Origin of the sequence: Streptomyces sp. NPDC014864, assembly GCF_043081525.1 — a bacterium.
Lineage (GTDB): Bacteria > Actinomycetota > Actinomycetes > Streptomycetales > Streptomycetaceae > Streptomyces.
Map to the genome: position 1 here is coordinate 629,476 of NZ_JBIBWT010000001.1, position 16,707 is coordinate 646,182.

Genomic DNA, 16,707 nt, shown 5'->3' on the forward strand with positions numbered 1-16,707 from the left:
CGGCCGCCTGCGACCCTAACCGTCAGCGTCGCATGGCACGATCGGACCCTGACACATTCGGCTCAGAGACTTCCGCGCCGACGCCCAGGGCGCCGGCACCGACCGTGGGGACCCAGCGATGGTTATGTTCTTGTTCCTGGTCGTCGCGCTCGCCGTCGTGGTCGCCGCGGTGACCCTCGCGGTGGTGGGCGGCGGCGAGGGCACCGGACCGCTGCCGGAGGCGGCGCCCGAGCGGCTCTGGGACCCGCTGCCGCCGGACCGCCCCGTCCACCGCGCCGATGTGGACGGTCTTCGCTTCCCGCTCGCCCTCCGCGGCTACCGCATGGCGGACGTGGACGACGCCCTCGGCCGCCTCGCCGCCGAACTCGCCGAGCGCGACGCCCGTATCGCCGACCTGGAGTCCGCGCTGGCCGGCGCCCAGGCCGCCGCGGCCCACGCCCGCCTGGACAAGCCCGCGCACGAGGAGCGGCACCAGTGACCGCGGGTGCAGCCGTCGCGGGCCCGGACGGCGCCCCGCGCTGCCCCTGGGCGCTGTCCGCCGCGGAGTACGTCGCCTACCACGACGAGGAGTGGGGCCGCCCGGTCCACGGCGACGACGCCCTCTACGAGCGCCTCAGCCTGGAGGCCTTCCAGTCCGGCCTGTCCTGGATCACCATCCTGCGCCGCCGCCCCGGCTTCCGGGCCGCCTTCGCCGGCTTCGGGATCGCCGCGGTGGCCGCCTTCGGCGACGCCGACCGCGAGCGTCTGCTCGCCGACACCGGCATCATCCGCAACCGCGCCAAGATCGACGCGACCCTCGCCAACGCGCGCGTGCTCGCCGAGTGGTCCCCCGGCGAGCTGGACGCCCTGATCTGGTCCCACGCCCCCGACCCGGCCGGCCGCGCCGCGCCGAAGACCCTCGCCGACGTGCCCGCCGTCACCCCGGAGTCCACGGCCCTGTCCAAGGCCCTGAAGAAGCGCGGCCTGCGCTTCGTCGGCCCGACCACGGCGTACGCCCTGATGCAGGCGTGCGGCCTGGTCGACGACCACCTGGTGGAGTGCGTGGCGCGCCGCCCCTGAACGCGCCGTCCAGGGGGCGGGCCCGCACAAACGGCGTCAGCGGCCCAGGTACTTCGGCCGCTCCTTGTTCACGAACGCCCGCACCGCGATCGCGTGGTCCTCCGAGGACCCCGCCCGCGTCTGCAGCTCGTCCTCCTTCTCCAGCGCCTCCTCCAGGGAGTGGGTCAGCCCGTAGGCAACCGACTCCTTGAGCGCCGCGTACGCCACCGTCGGCCCCTCCGCCAGCGCCCGCGCCGTCTTCTCCGCCTCGGCGCGCAGCTCCGCCGCCGGCACCACCCGGTTGGCGATCCCCAGCTCCAGCGCGTCCTGCGCGCTGATGCTGCGCGGGAACAGCAGCAGGTCGGTCGCCCGGCCCGGCCCGACGACCCGCGGCAGGGTCCAGGAGATGCCGGAGTCGGCGGTGAGCGCGACCCGGGCGAACGAGGTGTTGAAGGCCGCGCCGTCCGCGACGATCCGGTAGTCCGCCGCCAGCGCGAAGCCGAAGCCCGCCCCGGCCGCGACGCCGTTCACCGCGGCGACCACCGGCTTCGGGGCCGCCGCCAGCGCCCGCACGATCGGGTTGTAGTGCTCCCGCACCGTGCTCATCGTCTGCCCCGACCCGGTCTCCCGGTCCGACACCAGTAGCCCGATGTGCTCCTTGAGGTCCTGGCCGACGCAGAACGCCCGGTCCCCGGCGGCGGTCAGCAGCACCGCGCGCACGGCGTCGTCGGTCGCCGCGGACTGGACCGCCTCCCGGAGGGCGACCTTGGTCGCGACGTTCAGCGCGTTCATCGCCTCGGGGCGGTTCAGCGTGATCGTCGCGAGCCCGTCGCTCACCTCGTAGAGCACGGTGTCGGCCATGGGTCATCCCCTCCGGTGTCGCGGATGGGACGTACCGATCGGTACGTCCTTCGTCTGAAGGACAGCATGGCGGAGATCACCCGCGCGCGACCGGAGCGGACGTGTGACCTGCGTCAAAGAAAGCCGGCCGGTTTTCGGACGACGGACGTCCGTGCGGGCGCACAGTATTGCAGTCACATCCCCGAATTGAGTGGTTTTGCTCGCGCGCGTTGCCCAAGCGATGCCGACTGATGTTGGTCATCGGGTCCTGAGATGCGGGATAATGGCCTGGAAGCAATGTGTTCGACGCCGGTGACGCGTGTCCTGCACGGGCCGCGCGTGCCCTTCATGGGGCCGTCGGCTGACGATGAGCGGGTTTCAGGAAGGGGAACGAGCATGGCGGCCATGAAGCCGCGGACGGGCGATGGCCCGCTCGAGGTGACCAAGGAGGGGCGGGGCATCGTCATGCGCGTTCCGCTCGAAGGCGGCGGTCGGCTCGTCGTCGAGCTGACCCCTGATGAGGCCGACGCGCTCGGCGACGCCCTCAAGAAGGTCGTCGGCTGACGCGGACGCGACCATACCCCTTCACCTGCCCCGGTACCGCATGTGGTGCCGGGGCAGGTTTTTTTCCGTGGGCGTTCCCGGTGGTCCCGGCGGTGCTTCCGGCCGGGTGCCGAGGGGCGGCCGCAGTGATGCTTCCGGTTCTGGCTGCGGGTTCCGGCGCTGCTTCCGGCGGCTCAGCGCTTGACCGCGCACAGCAGGCCGTCGCCCACCGGCAGGAGCGACGGCACCAGGTCCTGGCTCTCGCGCACCGTGCGCAGCAGCTCGCGCAGCCGCAGCACCTCCGTCGGCTGCGGTCCGGAGTCCACCGTCCGCCCGTGCGCGAAGATGCCCTCGAAGACCACGAGGCCGCCCGGGCGCAGCAGGCGCAACGATTCAGCGAGATAGTCGAGGAACTCCTGCCGGTCGCCGTCGCAGAAGACCAGGTCGTAACCGGAGTCCGCGAGCCGGGGCAGCACGTCCAGCGCCCGGCCGGGGATGAAGCGGGCCCGGTTGCTGGCGAAGCCGGCCGCCCGGAACGCCTGGCGGGCGAACTGCTGGTGCTCCGGTTCCGGGTCGACCGTGGTCAGCACCCCGTCCGGCCTCATGCCGTGCAGCAGGTGGATCCCCGAGACACCGGTACCGGTCCCGATCTCCGCCACCGCCTTGGCGTCCACGGTGGCGGCGAGCAACCGCAGCGCGGCGCCCGTGCCGGGCGACACCGAGCGCAGCCCCGCGTCCCGGGCCCGGTCACGGGCCCAGAGCAGCGCTTCGTCCTCGGCGACATAGGCGTCGGCGAACGCCCAGCTCGTCTGCCGGTTGCCGGTAATGACCGTCTCCTGTCCCCATGGTTGCCTGGGCGTGACTGTATCCGTTGGTGTCGGGAACCCGCAGATGGGACCGGTCGTTTATAGGGGTGTGACACAGGCGGGGCACGCGGCGGGGGGTATGGGATGGATCGGGGCGCCGAGCAAGTGCTGACGCAGCCGGATGAGCCGTGCGGGCGCGTATCAATTTCCCGTAAAACCGCTTATCCGGAGCTAACGGGCGAGGTGGCTATGGTAGGGGCTCCACTGGACACCACCAGAGCCGACAGGGGAGGTGCGGCTGCACCTGTGGATCGGGGAGGAGTGCTTCGGCGCTTTCTCGGATCGGCGGGCAGGCCGAAATCCGTGAACGACACCGCTGCTGACCCCAGCCACGCCGCCGACCGCGACCGGACCGCGACCTTCTCCACCGACGCGGACGGGCAGGCGTGGACTCCGCCCACCTGGGAGGAGATCGTCAGCACCCACAGCGGCCGCGTCTACCGCCTGGCCTACCGCCTCACGGGCAACCAGCACGACGCCGAGGACCTCACCCAGGAGGTCTTCGTCCGCGTCTTCCGCTCCCTGTCCACGTACACGCCGGGCACCTTCGAGGGCTGGCTGCACCGCATCACGACGAACCTCTTCCTGGACATGGTCCGCCGCAAGCAGCGCATCCGCTTCGACGCCCTCGGCGAGGACGCGGCGGAGCGCCTGGCCAGCAGGGAACCCACCCCGCAACAGCTGTTCAACGACGCGCACTTCGACGCCGACGTGCAGCAGGCCCTCGACACCCTCGCCCCGGAGTTCCGCGCCGCGGTCGTCCTGTGCGACATCGAGGGACTGTCGTACGAGGAGATCGCCGCGACCCTGGGCGTCAAGCTCGGCACGGTCCGCTCCCGGATCCACCGCGGCCGTTCGCAGCTGCGCAAGGCCCTCGCGCACCGCTCGCCCCAGGCCCGGGCCGAGCGCCGCCCCTTCGTGCCCCGTGTTCCCGCACTGGGAGGAGGGGGCGCGACCGCGTGAGTGGATCACGAACCGAGGCCGCCGCCGGGCGGCTCGCGGAACAGCATCTGGGAGACCGGCTCTCCGCCCTTGTCGACGGTGAGCTCGGTCATGAGACGCGTGAGCGCGTCCTGGCGCACGTGGCCACCTGCGCGAAGTGCAGGACAGAGGTCGACGCGCAGCGCCGGCTGAAGAACGTCTTCGCGGAGGCGGCCCCACCACCCCCTTCGGCGAGCCTGCTGGCCCGTCTCCAGGGCCTCCCCGGCGGAGGTGACCCGGACGGCGGAGCGCCGCTGAACGGGGGTGTGTTCCCCGGCGGCCTGACCGGGCGCACCGGGGTGTTCGGAGTGAGGCGGGAGGAGCCGTTCGAGTTCGGCTACGTCCCCGCCCCGCCGCACGCCTCCGGCCCCGCGCACGACCGGGGCTTCCGCGTGCATCCGGTCGGCCGCCCCGACACCGACCGGCCGGCCTCGCGCGGGCTGCGGTTCGCGTTCGTCGCCGCCGGGGCGGTCTCGCTGGCCGCGGTCGCGCTGGGCGGTGTGACCCTCGGCGCACCCGTCGACCGGGCCGCGGAGGCACGCGGCGGCTCCGGATCCGGCAGCAACGTCACTCCGGCGCGCCCCGCGGGCACGGGAGCGGCGACCGGCGCGGAGACCCAGCGCCGTCGCTCGTCCACCGGGCCGCTGCTGACCCAGGGGCAGCGGGCCGGCGGTGCGGCCTCCGCGCAGCCGACCAGCCTCTCCGCCCCGCTGCTGCCGGGGGCTCAGCCCGGCACCGGGCAGGTGCAGGACGCCCTGCACACGCTGACCACACCGGTGGTCGCCGGCGCCGCGGTCATGTCCCCGTTGATACGTCCGTTCGGCGCGACCCAGCCGGTCTCCCTGACTTCCTGGGCCGGCCCACCGCAACTCCGCACCCCCGGTCTCCTCGCCGCACCCGTCCCGGGCACGACCCCCACTCCCTCCTCCCCCTCGCGCCCGGCCCACTGACCGGAGCGCCCACCGGCCTCTGCGCAGGGGCCCGCGAACCTGGTTGAATCCTGGGTGGTCGCGCCCATGACACTCGTCGGGCGCGGAGTCGACGACGCACGGCCACCGCCTACGAGCCGTGCCGCGGCCAGCTGTGGGGAGAACATGAACGAGGGGAAGCCCACCAAGTCCACCCGCCCCAAGTGGTGGAACAGGCACCGACCGGTGGTCCCCGCCCAGGAGACGGCCCAGGGCGTCGTACCGGCGTCGGAGCCCGCGCCGGGGCCGGAACTCGTACCGGCACCTGAGCCCGTACCGGCACTCGCGACCGTGCCGGCGCCGGACACGGCCGCGGACGCGGTACCGCCTCCGGCTCCGGCGACGACTCCGGCGCCGGATGCTGTGCCGGGCGAGGCTTCCACCCCGGAGGTCTCCGCCGAGGGCACCGCGCCGGATGTCTCCGCCGAGGGCGCCGCGCCGGATGTCTCCGCCGAGGGCACGTTGCGGGGGGCGTCCGCCGAAGGGGCCGGGGCCGGAGTCCGGCCCGGCTCGGAGGCCGACGGCGACTACGAGCTGGCGCGGCCCGCGGGAAGCCTCACGGGCGGAGAGGTGGCGGCCGGCGCCGCCACCGGCGAGGAGGCCGGGTCCCCGCAGCCCGGCACGGCGTCGACGGCCGCTGACGGCGGCGAGGGCGACTTCGAGCTGGCGCGCCCCGCCGAGCAGCCCCAGCCGACCGACCGGCCCGAGCCCGCCGACCGGTCCGAGCCCGCGGGGCAGCCTCAGTCGGCCGAGCGGCCCCAGCCGACCGACCGACCCGAGCCCGCCGACCGGTCCCAGCCCGCGGGGCAGTCTCGGTCGGCCGACCGGCCCGAGCCCGCCCAGCGGCCCGAGCCCGCGGGGCAGCCTCAATCGGTCCAGCGGCCCCAGCCCCTGCACGACCCCGACCTGTACAGCACCCCGCCGTACGGCGAGCCCGGCCCGTGGGCGCCCGCCCCGCCGGTGCAGCACCCCGCGGTGACCTCCGCCCACGGTACGGCGGCCTCCGCGCGCTCAGCGGCCCCTGGAGCAGCCCTGCCGCCCGCCCTGCCGGAGCAGCCTGCGCCCCTCCCGAGCGCCCCCTCGGCGCCCGTTCACACGGCCCCGGACCAGCTCGGCGCGCCCGCCCCGACGACGCCCCCCGCCCTCCACACCGACCTCACCACCGCCTCCGCCACCACACCCGCGAACCCGAACCCGAACCCGAACGCGCACCCGCACTCGCAGCCCACCCCGAACCTGCACCCGACCCCCGACACCACGTCCGTGCGCCCGCACCCGAACCCGAACGCGCACCCGCACTCGCAGCCCACCCCGAACCTGCACCCGACCCCCGACACCACGTCCGTGCGCCCGCACCCGAACCCGGCCCCCCACACCACCCCACCCCCCTCCGACCCCTGGCGGCGCTACGACCCCTGGGCGGCCGAACCCCTCCCCGCGGCCCCCTTCCAGCACAGCGGGGCCGCGGTGCTCACGCCGGAGCAGCGGCGCGGGCAGGTCCGGCGGCGGCTCGTCGGGGCGGCCGTGGCGCTGGCGCTCGTGTCCGGGATGCTCGGCGGGGTCGCGGGCGCGTACATCGAGCGCAACGGCGGTGTGGGGGCCGTGGAACTGCCGCAGGCCGGCAAGGAACCAGCCGGGCGGGCCCCGGACAGCGTGGCCGGGATCGCCGCCCACGCGCTGCCCAGCGTGGTGACCCTCCATGTCTCCGGCTCCGAGGAGCAGGGCACCGGCACCGGCTTCGTGCTCGACGGCCTCGGTCACATCCTCACCAACAACCACGTCGTCGAGCCCGCGGCGGACGGCGGCGACATATCGGTGACGTTCAGCGGCGGACAGACCGCCCGGGCCAGGATCATCGGCCGGGACTCCGGCTACGACCTCGCCGTGGTGCAGGTCCGCGGCGTGCGCGGTCTGACCCCCATGCCGCTGGGCAACTCCGACAACGTCCGGGTGGGCGACCCGGTCGTCGCCATCGGCGCCCCGTTCGACCTCGCCAACACCGTGACGTCCGGGATCATCAGCGCCAAGGAGCGGCCCATCACGGCCGGCGGTGAGAAGGGCGACGGCAGCGACATGTCCTACGTGGACGCCCTGCAGACCGACGCGCCGATCAACCCCGGCAACTCCGGTGGCCCCCTCCTCGACTCCCGGGCCCGGGTCGTCGGCATCAACTCCGCCATCCGTTCCGCCGACAACGGCTCGGACCTGCAGACCGGCCAGGCGGGCTCCATCGGACTGGGCTTCGCCATCCCGATCAACCAGGCCAAGCGCGTGGCCGAGGAACTGATCAACACCGGCCGGGCCACCCACCCGGTGATCGGTGTGACCCTCGACATGAACTGGACCGGCGACGGCGCCCGGGTCGGCGCCAAGAGCCGCGACGGCGGCCCCGCGGTCACCTCCGGCGGCCCCGGCGCCCGGGCCGGTATCAGGCCCGGCGACGTGATCACCGAGGTCGACGGCACACCCGTCCACTCGGGCGAGGAACTGATCGTCAAGACCCGCGCCCACCGCCCCGGCGACCACCTGGAGCTGACCGTCGAGCACGACGGGAAGGAGCGGAAGGTCTCCCTCGTACTGGGGTCGGCGCACAGCGGGTGACACGAACCTCGCCAACGCGGTCCCAACCGACCGCCAAGCACGGCAAACAAGCAGGAAAACCCGTCGTGTACGCACACTCGGACATCGCGGGACGGTACCGGTCGGACATGCGTGCCGGGTACCGTGGACGCGGCCCGGACCACGGAAGACGCGCAGGACCACCGGAGGGCCGAGGACCGAGGACACTCGCAAGGAGCTTCAGGTGTTCAATGACGTAGGACCGCTCGAGCTGGTGACACTCGTCGTCCTGGCGGTGCTCGTGTTCGGTCCCGACAAGCTCCCGAAGGTCGTCCAGGACGTGATGCGCACGATCCGGAAGATCCGCGAGTTCTCCGAGAGCGCCAAGCAGGACATCCGCAACGAGATGGGGCCCGAGTTCAAGGACTTCGAGTTCGAGGACCTGAACCCCAAGACGTTCCTCCGCAAGCAGCTGGAGACCGAGGACCTCGGGCTGAAGGAGATCCGCAACGGCTTCGACCTGAAGAAGGAGATGGCCGAGGTCACGGACGCGGTGCACAGCCGCGAGTCCGACTCCTCCTCGGGCTCGGGCGCCTCCGGCGGCCGCGTGGACATGATCAAGAAGCCCGAGGAATCCGGCCACGACACGCGCCCCCCGTTCGACGCGGACGCGACCTGAGTTCCGGCACGGACGTGACCTGAGGGACGTGGGCGACCCCCGTACGTGACGCGTTTCATAGCGCGCGCATGCCCCACGCGGCCGGAATTCGTCGTCCGAGCGCCCTACGCGCCGGGCGGTTTCCACGTCCCCGGAAGCCGGGTCGATATGCTGCCGAGTCGTTGTGCGGACCGGACGAGTACGCCCGAAGGGGGGCGGGCCGCCCCGGTCCGACGAGAACGAGGAGGCGTCCGGGCACATGGAGACGACAAGTAGGGCGGTCGCGCAGGCGCCGGCCGCGGAGGACGGGCAACAGGCCCCCTCCGCCCGGCGCACGGTCGACGGCTACCTGCTGGCGCCCTTCCCGTGGTACGGCCTCGACGAGGCCTTCACGGGACCGCGCTGGCTGATGCAGGTGGGCACCTCGGCCGACGGTTCCGTGGAACACGGTTCGATCGGGCACGGCGACGAGCCCTCCGTACGCAACGAGTACGTGTCCGGCTCCCCGGACGACCCCAAGGAGAAGTTCGCGGTCGTGGTGACCGTCGCCGCGAACCCGGTGCGGCGCAGCGCGGACGGCACGGGGCTGCTGGAGGCCACCTCGGTGTCCTCGGCGGCCTGGCTCGCCGGGGTGGGGCTGCTGTCCTTCACCTGGCCCGGCCAGATGGACCACAGCCTGCGGGACGACTGGCTGGAGCAGCAGACGGAGACGGCCTGGGTGCTGGCCGACGACCTGGCGGGACCGGCCTGGTCGACGCTCTCCCTCCCGGTGGACGGCGTCCCGGCCCCCTTCCACTACCGCGAGTCCGAGTTCGGCTGGGTGCTCGCCGGAACGACCTCGCAGGGCGTCCACGTCGGCGCGTACGGCCGCGGCATGAGCGCGTACGGCCTGGGCTTCGCCGCCGTCAAGGACATCGCGGTGTACGCCTAGTTACGGCGATCACGGCGATCACGGCGATCACGGCGATCACGGCGATCACGGCGATCACGGCGATCACGGCGGGCATACGGCGAGGGCACCGTCCGGTCAGGACGGCGCCCTCGTGCGGTGCGCGGCACATGCGCCGGACGGCCGGCCCGCGGCAGCCGGGAGTCGGGCCGCCGGGCCTTCGGCTACTGACCGCGCCCCACGGCGCTTGACTCGGTCGGGCGCCACCGGGACGGCGCGCCGGTTGGGCAGTGGGAAGGGCGTTGGCCTCGGGCCATGGGGGGCATGATCATGCGCCATCGAGGAGCACCCCCGACACCCCGCGCCGTCTCTGGGCCGTGCGGGGGTGCTCAGCGTCGACCAACGCTGACCAACGTCGACGGCTCCGCCGCCGGTCGGAAGGTTGACCAGTGGCGGAGCCGTAGACGGCAGGTGTGCGGTGTCAGAACTTGTTCTTCGGGGTGATCCCCAGCGAAAGGCCCGACAGGCCGCGCTGGCGGCCGCCCAGCTTCCCCGCGATCGCCCGCAGCGCGGAGCCCGCCGGAGAGTCGGGGTCGGTCAGCACGACCGGCCGGCCGTCGTCCCCGCCCTCGCGCAGCCGGACGTCGATCGGGATGGAGCCGAGGACCGGGACCGTCGCGCCCGTCGTGCGGGTCAGGCCGTCCGCCACCACCTGGCCGCCGCCGGTGCCGAAGACGTCGACCATCTCGTCGCAGTGCGGGCAGGGCAGCCCGGACATGTTCTCGACCACGCCGACGATCTTCTGGTGGGTCTGCACGGCGATCGAGCCGGCTCGCTCGGCCACCTCGGCCGCCGCCTGCTGCGGGGTCGTCACGACCAGGATCTCGGCGTTCGGCACGAGCTGCGCGACCGAGATGGCGATGTCGCCCGTGCCCGGGGGCAGGTCGAGGAGCAGGACGTCCAGGTCGCCCCAGTACACGTCGGCCAGGAACTGCTGGAGCGCGCGGTGCAGCATGGGGCCGCGCCAGACCACCGGGGCGTTGCCCGGGGTGAACATGCCGATGGAGATGACCTTCACGCCGTTCGCGGAGGGCGGCATGATCATGTTCTCGACCTGGGTGGGACGCCCCTCGGCGCCCAGCATGCGGGGCACGCTGTGGCCGTAGATGTCGGCGTCCACGACACCGACCTTCAGGCCGTCCGCCGCCATCGCCGCCGCCAGGTTCACCGTCACCGACGACTTGCCGACGCCGCCCTTGCCGGAGGCGACCGCGTACACCCGGGTCAGGCTGCCCGGCTTGGCGAAGGGCACCTCGCGCTCGGCCTGGCCGCCGCGCAGGGCGGCCGCCAGTTCGCGGCGCTGCTCGTCGCTCATCACGTCGAGCGTGACGTCGACGCGGGTGACGCCCTCGACCCGCGAGACGGCCTCGGTCACCCGCTGGGTGATCGTGTCGCGCATCGGGCAGCCGGAGACCGTCAGGTACACGGTGACCGCGACCGCTCCGTCCGCGCCGATCTCCACCGATTTGACCATCCCGAGCTCGGTGATGGGTCGGTGGATCTCGGGGTCGTTCACCGTCGCCAGCGCTTCGCGCACCGCGTCTTCCGTAGCCATAAGGACGATGGTACGGCGCCCCGCCGCAGGCCCGGGACCCCCGTCAGCGGTCGTCCATGTCACGCCGGGGCGGGTGATCCGCCGGGAATACGCCCTCGCGGTGCCCGTCGACCCTGAGCTCCTCCAGCTCCTTGACGAGATCCTGCAGTTCGGAGCGGATCCAGTCGCGGGTGGCCACCTCGCCGAGGCCCATGCGCAGCGCGGCGATCTCCCGGGTCAGGTACTCGGTGTCGGCGATCGACCGCTCGTTCTGCTTGCGGTCCTGCTCCAGGTTGACCCGGTCCCGGTCGTCCTGCCGGTTCTGCGCCAGCAGGATCAGCGGCGCCGCGTAGGAGGCCTGCAGGGACAGCATCAGCGTCAGGAAGATGAACGGGTACGGGTCGAAGCGCAGGTGGCTCGGCGCGGTCACGTTCCACGTCAGCCACGCGATGATCACGACCGTCATCCAGACGATGAACCGCCCGGTGCCCAGGAAGCGCGCGATGCGCTCCGACAGCCGCCCGAACGCCTCCGGGTCGTACTCGGGCAGCAGCCTGCGCCGGCGCGGGCCCGGCTGGTCGAGCCGGGAGGTCCGCGGCCGGGTGGCGGCGGTGGCGCCCGCCGGATGCCGCTCGCGGCCGCTCTCACGCTCAGGAGCCATGGGCGGCCGCCCCCTCGTCCAAGTGGAACTCCGTCTCCCGCCAGTCGTCGGGCAGCATGTGGTCCAGGACGTCGTCCACGGTCACCACGCCCAGCAGCGACCCCGACTCGTCCACGACGGGCGCCGCGACCATGTCGTACGTCGCGAAGAACCCGGCGACGACCGGCAGCGCCGCGTCGGGGGACAGCGGCTGCAGGTCCTGGTCCACCAGCGAGCTGACCAGGGTGTACGGCGGATCGCGCAGCAGGCGCTGGAAATGCACCGTGCCCAGGTACTTGCCGGTCGGCGTCTCGTCCGGCGGGCGGCACACGTAGACCTGGGCGGCGAGCGCGGGGGAGAGGTCGGGGTTGCGGACGCGGGCCAGGGCGTCGGCGACGGTCGCGTCCGGGCGCAGCACGATCGGCTCCGTCGTCATCAGGCCGCCGGCCGTGTGCTCCTCGTACGACATCAGCCGGCGCATGTCGGCGGCGTCGGAGGGCTGCATCAGGCTCAGCAGGCGTTCCTTGTCCTCCTCGGGCAGCTCCGCGAGCAGATCGGCCGCGTCGTCGGGGTCCATGGCCTCCAGCACGTCGGCGGCGCGCTCCTCCTGGAGCTTGCCGAGGATCTCGATCTGGTCGTCCTCCGGCAGCTCCTCCAGGACGTCCGCGAGCCGGTCGTCGTCGAGGGCCGCGGCGACCTCGGAGCGGCGCTTGGGAGAGAGGTGGTGCAGCACGTTGGCGAGGTCGGCGGGGCGCAGCTGCTCGAAGGTGGCGAGCAGGTTCTCCGCGCCCTGCCCGTGCTCCTCCAGGGAGAAGCCGGTGACCGCGGACCACTCCACCGTCAGCGTCTCGCCCTTGGCGCGCCGGAAGGCGCCGCCCTTCTTCCCCTTGCGCACGAAGACACGGTCGATCTCCCAGTCCCGGCGGGCGGGCAGCTGCTGCACCGACACGTCCAGGACCGTGACCTCCTCGCCGGTCTCCACCAGCCGCACCCGCCGGTCGAACAGTTCGCCGAAGATCAGCCGCTCGGTGGGCCGCTGCTCGAAGCGCCGGACGTTGAGGACGCCGGTGGTGATCACCTGGCCGGACTCGACGCTCGTCACCCGCGTCATGGGCAGGAAGATACGGCGGCGGGTGGCGAGTTCGACGACCAGCCCGAGCAGCCGGGGCGGCCGGCGCCCGACACGCAGCATGACGACCAGATCGCGCACGCGCCCCACCTGGTCGCCCGTCGGATCGAAGACGGCGACACCGGCGAGGTGCGAGACGAAGATCTTGGGGGCGGCCGCTGCCATGACCGCGCCTCCTTTACGTGCTCTGTGATGCGTGTTGCGTTTCCGTGTGTCTGCTGGGTCGCATTTCCCAAATGCCCGCTCAGGTGGGCTTCAGGCTAGCCCGTACCGTTCGGATACGCCCTGGTGAGGGTCCGGACGGACCGGCTCCGTGGGCCGCCGCCCGCCCCGGTACGCTGCCTGTGCCGCTCAGGCCGTCCGTCAGAAAGGCAGCCCACCTGTGACTGCGATTCCCCAGGGCCGAACCCGCCGGGCCGCGCTGCTGAGCGCGCTGTGCGCGCTGGTCGTGACGGGGACGACGGGGCTGACGGGGTGCGCCGCGGACGACCCCGACGCGGGCACGAACGGGGTCGGCAAACTGCCGCCCGCCAAGATCCAGACCAGCGCCCGCGCGGCCGCCGACGCCGCCGGCACCGTGCACCTGTCCGGGAACGTCGTCAGCAACAACCGTACCTACCGGATCGACATGCGGCTGCGGTCCGACGGCGCCGCCGGCACGGTCACCTCGCAAGGGGTGGCCCTCGGGCTGCTGCGGATCGGGGAGAAGCTGTACCTGAAGGCGAACGCCGGGTTCTGGAACAAGGCCGACGGCGGCGGCAAGGGCTCCGGGGTCGCCGACAAGCTCGACGGCAAGTACGTGAAGGTGCCCCAGGGCGACCCCTCGTACAAGCGCTTCGTCGGCTTCACGGACAAGAGCGTCCTCCTCGACGGTCTGCTGACGCTGCACGGCGCGCTGGCGACGGACGGCCACCACGAGCAGTCCGGCGTCCGCACCATCCGCATCACCGGCGACAAGGGCTCCGGCGGCACCCTGGACGTCTCCCTGGAGGGCAAGCCGTACCCCGTCCGCCTGGTGCGCGCGGGCGGCGCGGGCACCCTGGGCTTCACGGACTGGGGAAAGGACTTCCCCCTCAGCCGGCCGAAGCAGGAGGACACGGTCGACTACGGCCGGCAGCTCCCCACCTCCTGAAGCGGCGGCACCCGCGGTCCCGCCCCGCGGCCCTACTTCCGTCCGCGTCTCTTCAGCAGCAACCGCGGCAGCCCCGCGGGGGCCGGCCGCCGGGTCGTGGCGGGCGTCGGCAGCGGCGGCTCGGCCAGCGCGCCGTCGGGCAGCGGGGCCGTCGTCCCCACGGGCTCCAGGCGGACCACCCGGCACTCCCGGGCCCACCGCCGGGGCATGGCCTCACCGTCGGACGCGTTCAGCCGCTTGCCCTTCAGCTCGGCCACCGCCGCCTCCCACGCAGGTGAGTCCGGCGCCAGTTCCGCGACCCGCGCGGACCAGGTGACCAGCCGTCCGCCCTTGTCCTTGCTGCGCACCGTCACCTCGGCCGTCGCCCCGTCGGCCAGCCCCGGCAGCGGCTGCTCGCCGGGCCCGTCGCCGACCAGGCAGGCCGCGCCCTCGAACCAGACGTGCCACAGGGCACGCGCCGGGGCGCCGGGGCCCCGGACCCAGATGAGGCCGGACTTCTTGGTGGCCTCCTCGACGAGGGCCTGGTCGAGCAGCTCGCTAGTCATGGCAGAAGGGTAACGACCCCGCTCACAGCCAGCCGTTCCGCTTCAGCATGCGGTGGATGCCCAGGCAGATGGCGACCGTGACGCTCATGATCACCGGGTAGCCGTACCTCCAGTGCAGCTCCGGCATGTACTGGAAGTTCATGCCGTACACCCCGCACACCATCGTCGGTACGGCGATGATGGCGGCCCACGAGGTGATCTTCCGCATGTCCTCGTTCTGCGCCACCGACGCCTGCGCCAGATTGGCCTGGAGGATGGAGTTCAGCAGCTCGTCGAAGCCCACGACCTGCTCCTGCACCCGGGCGAGGTGGTCGGCGACGTCCCGGAAGTACTTCTGGATGTCCGGGTCGACCAGCCGCATCGGACGCTCGCTCAGCAGCTGCATCGGCCGCAGCAGCGGCGCCACCGCCCGCTTGAACTCCAGGATCTCCCGCTTGAGTTGGTAGATCCGGCCGGCGTCCGTGCCGCGCGGCGTCCCCTTCCGGCCGGGCGAGAACACCTCCGTCTCCACCTCGTCGATGTCGTCCTGCAGGGCATCCACGACCGCGATGTACCCGTCGACGACGTGGTCGGCGATGGCGTGCAGCACCGCCGACGGGCCCTTGGCCAGCAGCTCCGGGTCGTCCTGCAGCCGGTGCCGCAGCGCGCGCAGCGAGCCCTGGCCGCCGTGCCGGACGGTGATGAAGAAGTCCCGGCCGGTGAAGCACATGACCTCGCCGGTCTCGACGACCTCGCTGTTGGCGGTGAGCTTGTCGTGGTCGACGTAGTGGACGGTCTTGAAGACGGTGAACAGGGAGTCGTCGTACCGCTCCAGCTTGGGCCGCTGATGGGCCTGCACCGCGTCCTCCACGGCCAGCGGGTGCAGTCCGAACTCCGCGGCGATCCCGGCGAATTCGGCCCCGGTCGGCTCGTGCAGTCCGATCCACACGAAGCCTCCGTCGCGCCGCACCAGGCGCATCGCCTCCTGCGGGCCGACCGGCTGGTCCGTCCGGACCCGGACGCCGTCGCGGTAGACGGCGCAGTCGACGACGGCGGAGGGCGTGGCGGGGTCGCGCGTGGTGTCGTACGTGCCGTTGTCCTTGCGCGTGGCGGCCGGGCGGGACGGGCGGACAACGGCACGCAGGTCACGGATCATCGACATGGCAGAGCTCCTTCGCAACGAGCAACGAAAGGCCGCGCTGTGACGGTTGGAACTGCCCGGAATGGGGACGTCCTGACAAGGGGTCTCCCCGCCCTTCGGGCAGGGGAAGGATGTTTGGCACGTCCACAAAGCGGGGAGCACCGCACCGTCGCGGTGGCGCCCTTTGTTGCTGATTCAGCTGCTGACTGAGGTCAGACGGATCAGGCACAACGAAACGAAGCGCTCTTCCGTCGTGGCACGCGAAGCGAGAGGCGGCAGCCGGCGGGAGGCCAGAACAGCTACGTCAGAGGCCCTGTGACGGGGCCGGAAGCTGCATCAGCGGCCGGAAGAGCGGGCGGTACTGCACGGTCGACTTCGATCCATGACAGCCCCACCTCCTCCGGCCGGTCCCTCGTGAGGGACGATCCACGCCCTAGTGAAAGGGTGCCCCCGAAGGGGACGTTCATCGGTGTCGGGACCCGATACGCAACGCTTCTGCGTGCTGCCCCGACCACCGCGCAAGAGTATCAGTCGCCTGACGTGTCAAGGCGCCGCTTTGCCCGGCACTGACGAGTTCTATGCTCGCCGCATGGCTGATGTCCTTCCTCTGGTCGAGGCCCGGCTGCGCTCCGCGCTGGGCGAGCCGGACGCGCGCGCCGCGGTCACCTTCCTCGGTACGGACCGGGTCGAGGTGCTGCGCTTCCGGGACGACGGCGGGGAGGGCGCCCTCGTCCGGTACGCCACGCTCGGCATGTCCGCCCACCCCATGACCGACCCCACGGCCACGCTCGCCGACCCCGTCAAGGGCCCCCGCGCGGAGCTGGTCCTCTCCGTCCGGGCGGGCCTCGCGGACACCGACAAGGTGCTCCGCCCGCTCGCCGTGCTCGCCGCGTCCCCGCAGGTCGAGGGCGTGGTGGTGGCTCCGGGCGCCTCGCTCGACGTGGGCGGGCCGCTGTGGCCGGGCGCGCCCTTCACCTCGGTCCTGGTGGCCGAGCCGGGCGGCCTGGTCGAGGACCTGGAGCTCGACGAGCCGCTGGACCCCGTACGGTTCCTGCCGCTGCTGCCGATGACCCCGAACGAGGCCGCCTGGAAGCGGGTGCACGGCGCGCAGGCCCTCCAGGAGCGCTGGCTGACGCACGGGACGGACCTCCGGGACCCGTCCCGCGCGTCCGTCCCGCTGGAGTGAGCAAGCTCACCCAACGCCC

The 16,707-nt window shown here is 72.8% G+C and carries 17 protein-coding genes; 10 read left to right on the top strand and 7 right to left on the bottom strand.

Annotation, left to right across the window (positions count from 1 at the left end; translation table 11 throughout):
* Nucleotides 1–124 precede the first annotated feature (124 nt).
* Together ACF1A5_RS03005 and ACF1A5_RS03010 are read left to right on the top strand one after the other, a co-directional pair.
* Nucleotides 125–478: a DivIVA domain-containing protein gene (locus ACF1A5_RS03005; RefSeq protein ID WP_392191206.1), complete on the top strand. Its 354-nt coding sequence runs from the start codon at nucleotides 125–127 to the stop codon at nucleotides 476–478.
* Nucleotides 475–1,059 (top strand): DNA-3-methyladenine glycosylase I, encoded by a 585-nt coding sequence (locus ACF1A5_RS03010; protein ID WP_392191040.1) that lies wholly within the window; start codon nucleotides 475–477, stop codon nucleotides 1,057–1,059. Before ACF1A5_RS03005 ends, ACF1A5_RS03010 begins: the two co-directional genes overlap by 4 nt.
* A gap of 36 nt (nucleotides 1,060–1,095) precedes the next feature.
* Here the strand turns inward: ACF1A5_RS03010 and ACF1A5_RS03015 are convergent, their stop codons facing one another.
* Nucleotides 1,096–1,899, bottom strand: a complete 804-nt coding sequence (locus ACF1A5_RS03015) for an enoyl-CoA hydratase/isomerase family protein (RefSeq protein WP_392191041.1) — start codon at nucleotides 1,897–1,899, stop codon at nucleotides 1,096–1,098.
* 375 nt (nucleotides 1,900–2,274) lie between these two features.
* On the opposite strand from ACF1A5_RS03015, the gene ACF1A5_RS03020 reads away from it, so the two are divergent.
* The gene (locus ACF1A5_RS03020; protein WP_003966491.1) at nucleotides 2,275–2,442 is read left to right on the top strand and encodes a DUF3117 domain-containing protein; all 168 of its coding nucleotides are present in this window, start codon (nucleotides 2,275–2,277) and stop codon (nucleotides 2,440–2,442) included.
* A 173-nt stretch (nucleotides 2,443–2,615) separates the two neighbouring features.
* Here the strand turns inward: ACF1A5_RS03020 and ACF1A5_RS03025 are convergent, their stop codons facing one another.
* Entirely contained in the window at nucleotides 2,616–3,314 is a 699-nt protein-coding gene (locus tag ACF1A5_RS03025; RefSeq protein ID WP_392191207.1) for an O-methyltransferase, read from the bottom strand.
* Nucleotides 3,315–3,548: 234 nt separating this feature from the next.
* On the opposite strand from ACF1A5_RS03025, the gene sigE reads away from it, so the two are divergent.
* The 5 genes from sigE (at nucleotide 3,549) to ACF1A5_RS03050 (ending at nucleotide 9,384) form a co-directional block, all read left to right on the top strand.
* Nucleotides 3,549–4,250, top strand: a complete 702-nt coding sequence (sigE, locus tag ACF1A5_RS03030; RefSeq protein WP_392191042.1) for an RNA polymerase sigma factor SigE — start codon at nucleotides 3,549–3,551, stop codon at nucleotides 4,248–4,250.
* Nucleotides 4,247–5,218: a zf-HC2 domain-containing protein gene (locus ACF1A5_RS03035; protein ID WP_392191043.1), complete on the top strand. Its 972-nt coding sequence runs from the start codon at nucleotides 4,247–4,249 to the stop codon at nucleotides 5,216–5,218. Before sigE ends, ACF1A5_RS03035 begins: the two co-directional genes overlap by 4 nt.
* A 909-nt stretch (nucleotides 5,219–6,127) precedes the next feature.
* Nucleotides 6,128–7,837 (top strand): trypsin-like peptidase domain-containing protein, encoded by a 1,710-nt coding sequence (locus ACF1A5_RS03040; RefSeq protein WP_392191208.1) that lies wholly within the window; start codon nucleotides 6,128–6,130, stop codon nucleotides 7,835–7,837.
* Between the two features lie 202 nt (nucleotides 7,838–8,039).
* A complete protein-coding gene (locus tag ACF1A5_RS03045) occupies nucleotides 8,040–8,474 on the top strand; it encodes a sec-independent translocase (RefSeq protein ID WP_392191044.1) in 435 nt (144 codons plus the stop codon).
* A 238-nt stretch (nucleotides 8,475–8,712) separates the two neighbouring features.
* Nucleotides 8,713–9,384, top strand: coding sequence for a hypothetical protein (locus ACF1A5_RS03050; RefSeq protein ID WP_392191045.1), 672 nt, complete (start codon nucleotides 8,713–8,715; stop codon nucleotides 9,382–9,384).
* A 439-nt stretch (nucleotides 9,385–9,823) separates the two neighbouring features.
* Here the strand turns inward: ACF1A5_RS03050 and ACF1A5_RS03055 are convergent, their stop codons facing one another.
* From ACF1A5_RS03055 to ACF1A5_RS03065, 3 genes are read right to left on the bottom strand one after another with little or no spacing between them, the layout of a single operon-like run.
* Nucleotides 9,824–10,957, bottom strand: coding sequence for an Mrp/NBP35 family ATP-binding protein (locus tag ACF1A5_RS03055; RefSeq protein WP_356185796.1), 1,134 nt, complete (start codon nucleotides 10,955–10,957; stop codon nucleotides 9,824–9,826).
* Between the two features lie 43 nt (nucleotides 10,958–11,000).
* Nucleotides 11,001–11,597: a DUF1003 domain-containing protein gene (locus ACF1A5_RS03060; protein ID WP_356185799.1), complete on the bottom strand. Its 597-nt coding sequence runs from the start codon at nucleotides 11,595–11,597 to the stop codon at nucleotides 11,001–11,003.
* Nucleotides 11,587–12,870, bottom strand: a complete 1,284-nt coding sequence (locus ACF1A5_RS03065) for a magnesium transporter MgtE N-terminal domain-containing protein (protein WP_356185803.1) — start codon at nucleotides 12,868–12,870, stop codon at nucleotides 11,587–11,589. The genes ACF1A5_RS03060 and ACF1A5_RS03065 overlap by 11 nt, the downstream gene beginning before the upstream one ends.
* Before the next feature lie 217 nt (nucleotides 12,871–13,087).
* Between ACF1A5_RS03065 and ACF1A5_RS03070 the strand changes: the two genes are divergently transcribed.
* A complete protein-coding gene (locus ACF1A5_RS03070) occupies nucleotides 13,088–13,837 on the top strand; it encodes a hypothetical protein (RefSeq protein WP_392191046.1) in 750 nt (249 codons plus the stop codon).
* Between the two features lie 32 nt (nucleotides 13,838–13,869).
* Here the strand turns inward: ACF1A5_RS03070 and ACF1A5_RS03075 are convergent, their stop codons facing one another.
* Both ACF1A5_RS03075 and ACF1A5_RS03080 read right to left on the bottom strand, forming a co-directional pair.
* Nucleotides 13,870–14,382, bottom strand: a complete 513-nt coding sequence (locus ACF1A5_RS03075; protein ID WP_392191047.1) for a hypothetical protein — start codon at nucleotides 14,380–14,382, stop codon at nucleotides 13,870–13,872.
* A 22-nt stretch (nucleotides 14,383–14,404) separates the two neighbouring features.
* Nucleotides 14,405–15,523: a magnesium and cobalt transport protein CorA gene (locus tag ACF1A5_RS03080; protein WP_392191048.1), complete on the bottom strand. Its 1,119-nt coding sequence runs from the start codon at nucleotides 15,521–15,523 to the stop codon at nucleotides 14,405–14,407.
* Between the two features lie 568 nt (nucleotides 15,524–16,091).
* Between ACF1A5_RS03080 and ACF1A5_RS03085 the strand changes: the two genes are divergently transcribed.
* Nucleotides 16,092–16,688, top strand: coding sequence for a suppressor of fused domain protein (locus tag ACF1A5_RS03085; protein ID WP_392191049.1), 597 nt, complete (start codon nucleotides 16,092–16,094; stop codon nucleotides 16,686–16,688).
* The last annotated feature ends 19 nt before the right edge of the window (nucleotides 16,689–16,707 follow it).

Excerpts from the sequence above, each read along its gene's own strand:
- ACF1A5_RS03005 (WP_392191206.1), top strand. The coding sequence starts at position 125 with ATGTTCTTGTTCCTGGTCGTCGCGCTCGCCGTCGTGGTCGCCGCGGTG.
- ACF1A5_RS03015 (WP_392191041.1), bottom strand. The coding sequence starts at position 1,899 with ATGGCCGACACCGTGCTCTACGAGGTGAGCGACGGGCTCGCGACGATC.
- ACF1A5_RS03020 (WP_003966491.1), top strand. The coding sequence starts at position 2,275 with ATGGCGGCCATGAAGCCGCGGACGGGCGATGGCCCGCTCGAGGTGACC.
- ACF1A5_RS03050 (WP_392191045.1), top strand. The coding sequence starts at position 8,713 with ATGGAGACGACAAGTAGGGCGGTCGCGCAGGCGCCGGCCGCGGAGGAC.
- ACF1A5_RS03055 (WP_356185796.1), bottom strand. The coding sequence starts at position 10,957 with ATGGCTACGGAAGACGCGGTGCGCGAAGCGCTGGCGACGGTGAACGAC.
- ACF1A5_RS03060 (WP_356185799.1), bottom strand. The coding sequence starts at position 11,597 with ATGGCTCCTGAGCGTGAGAGCGGCCGCGAGCGGCATCCGGCGGGCGCC.
- ACF1A5_RS03065 (WP_356185803.1), bottom strand. The coding sequence starts at position 12,870 with ATGGCAGCGGCCGCCCCCAAGATCTTCGTCTCGCACCTCGCCGGTGTC.
- ACF1A5_RS03075 (WP_392191047.1), bottom strand. The coding sequence starts at position 14,382 with ATGACTAGCGAGCTGCTCGACCAGGCCCTCGTCGAGGAGGCCACCAAG.
- ACF1A5_RS03080 (WP_392191048.1), bottom strand. The coding sequence starts at position 15,523 with ATGTCGATGATCCGTGACCTGCGTGCCGTTGTCCGCCCGTCCCGCCCG.
- ACF1A5_RS03085 (WP_392191049.1), top strand. The coding sequence starts at position 16,092 with ATGGCTGATGTCCTTCCTCTGGTCGAGGCCCGGCTGCGCTCCGCGCTG.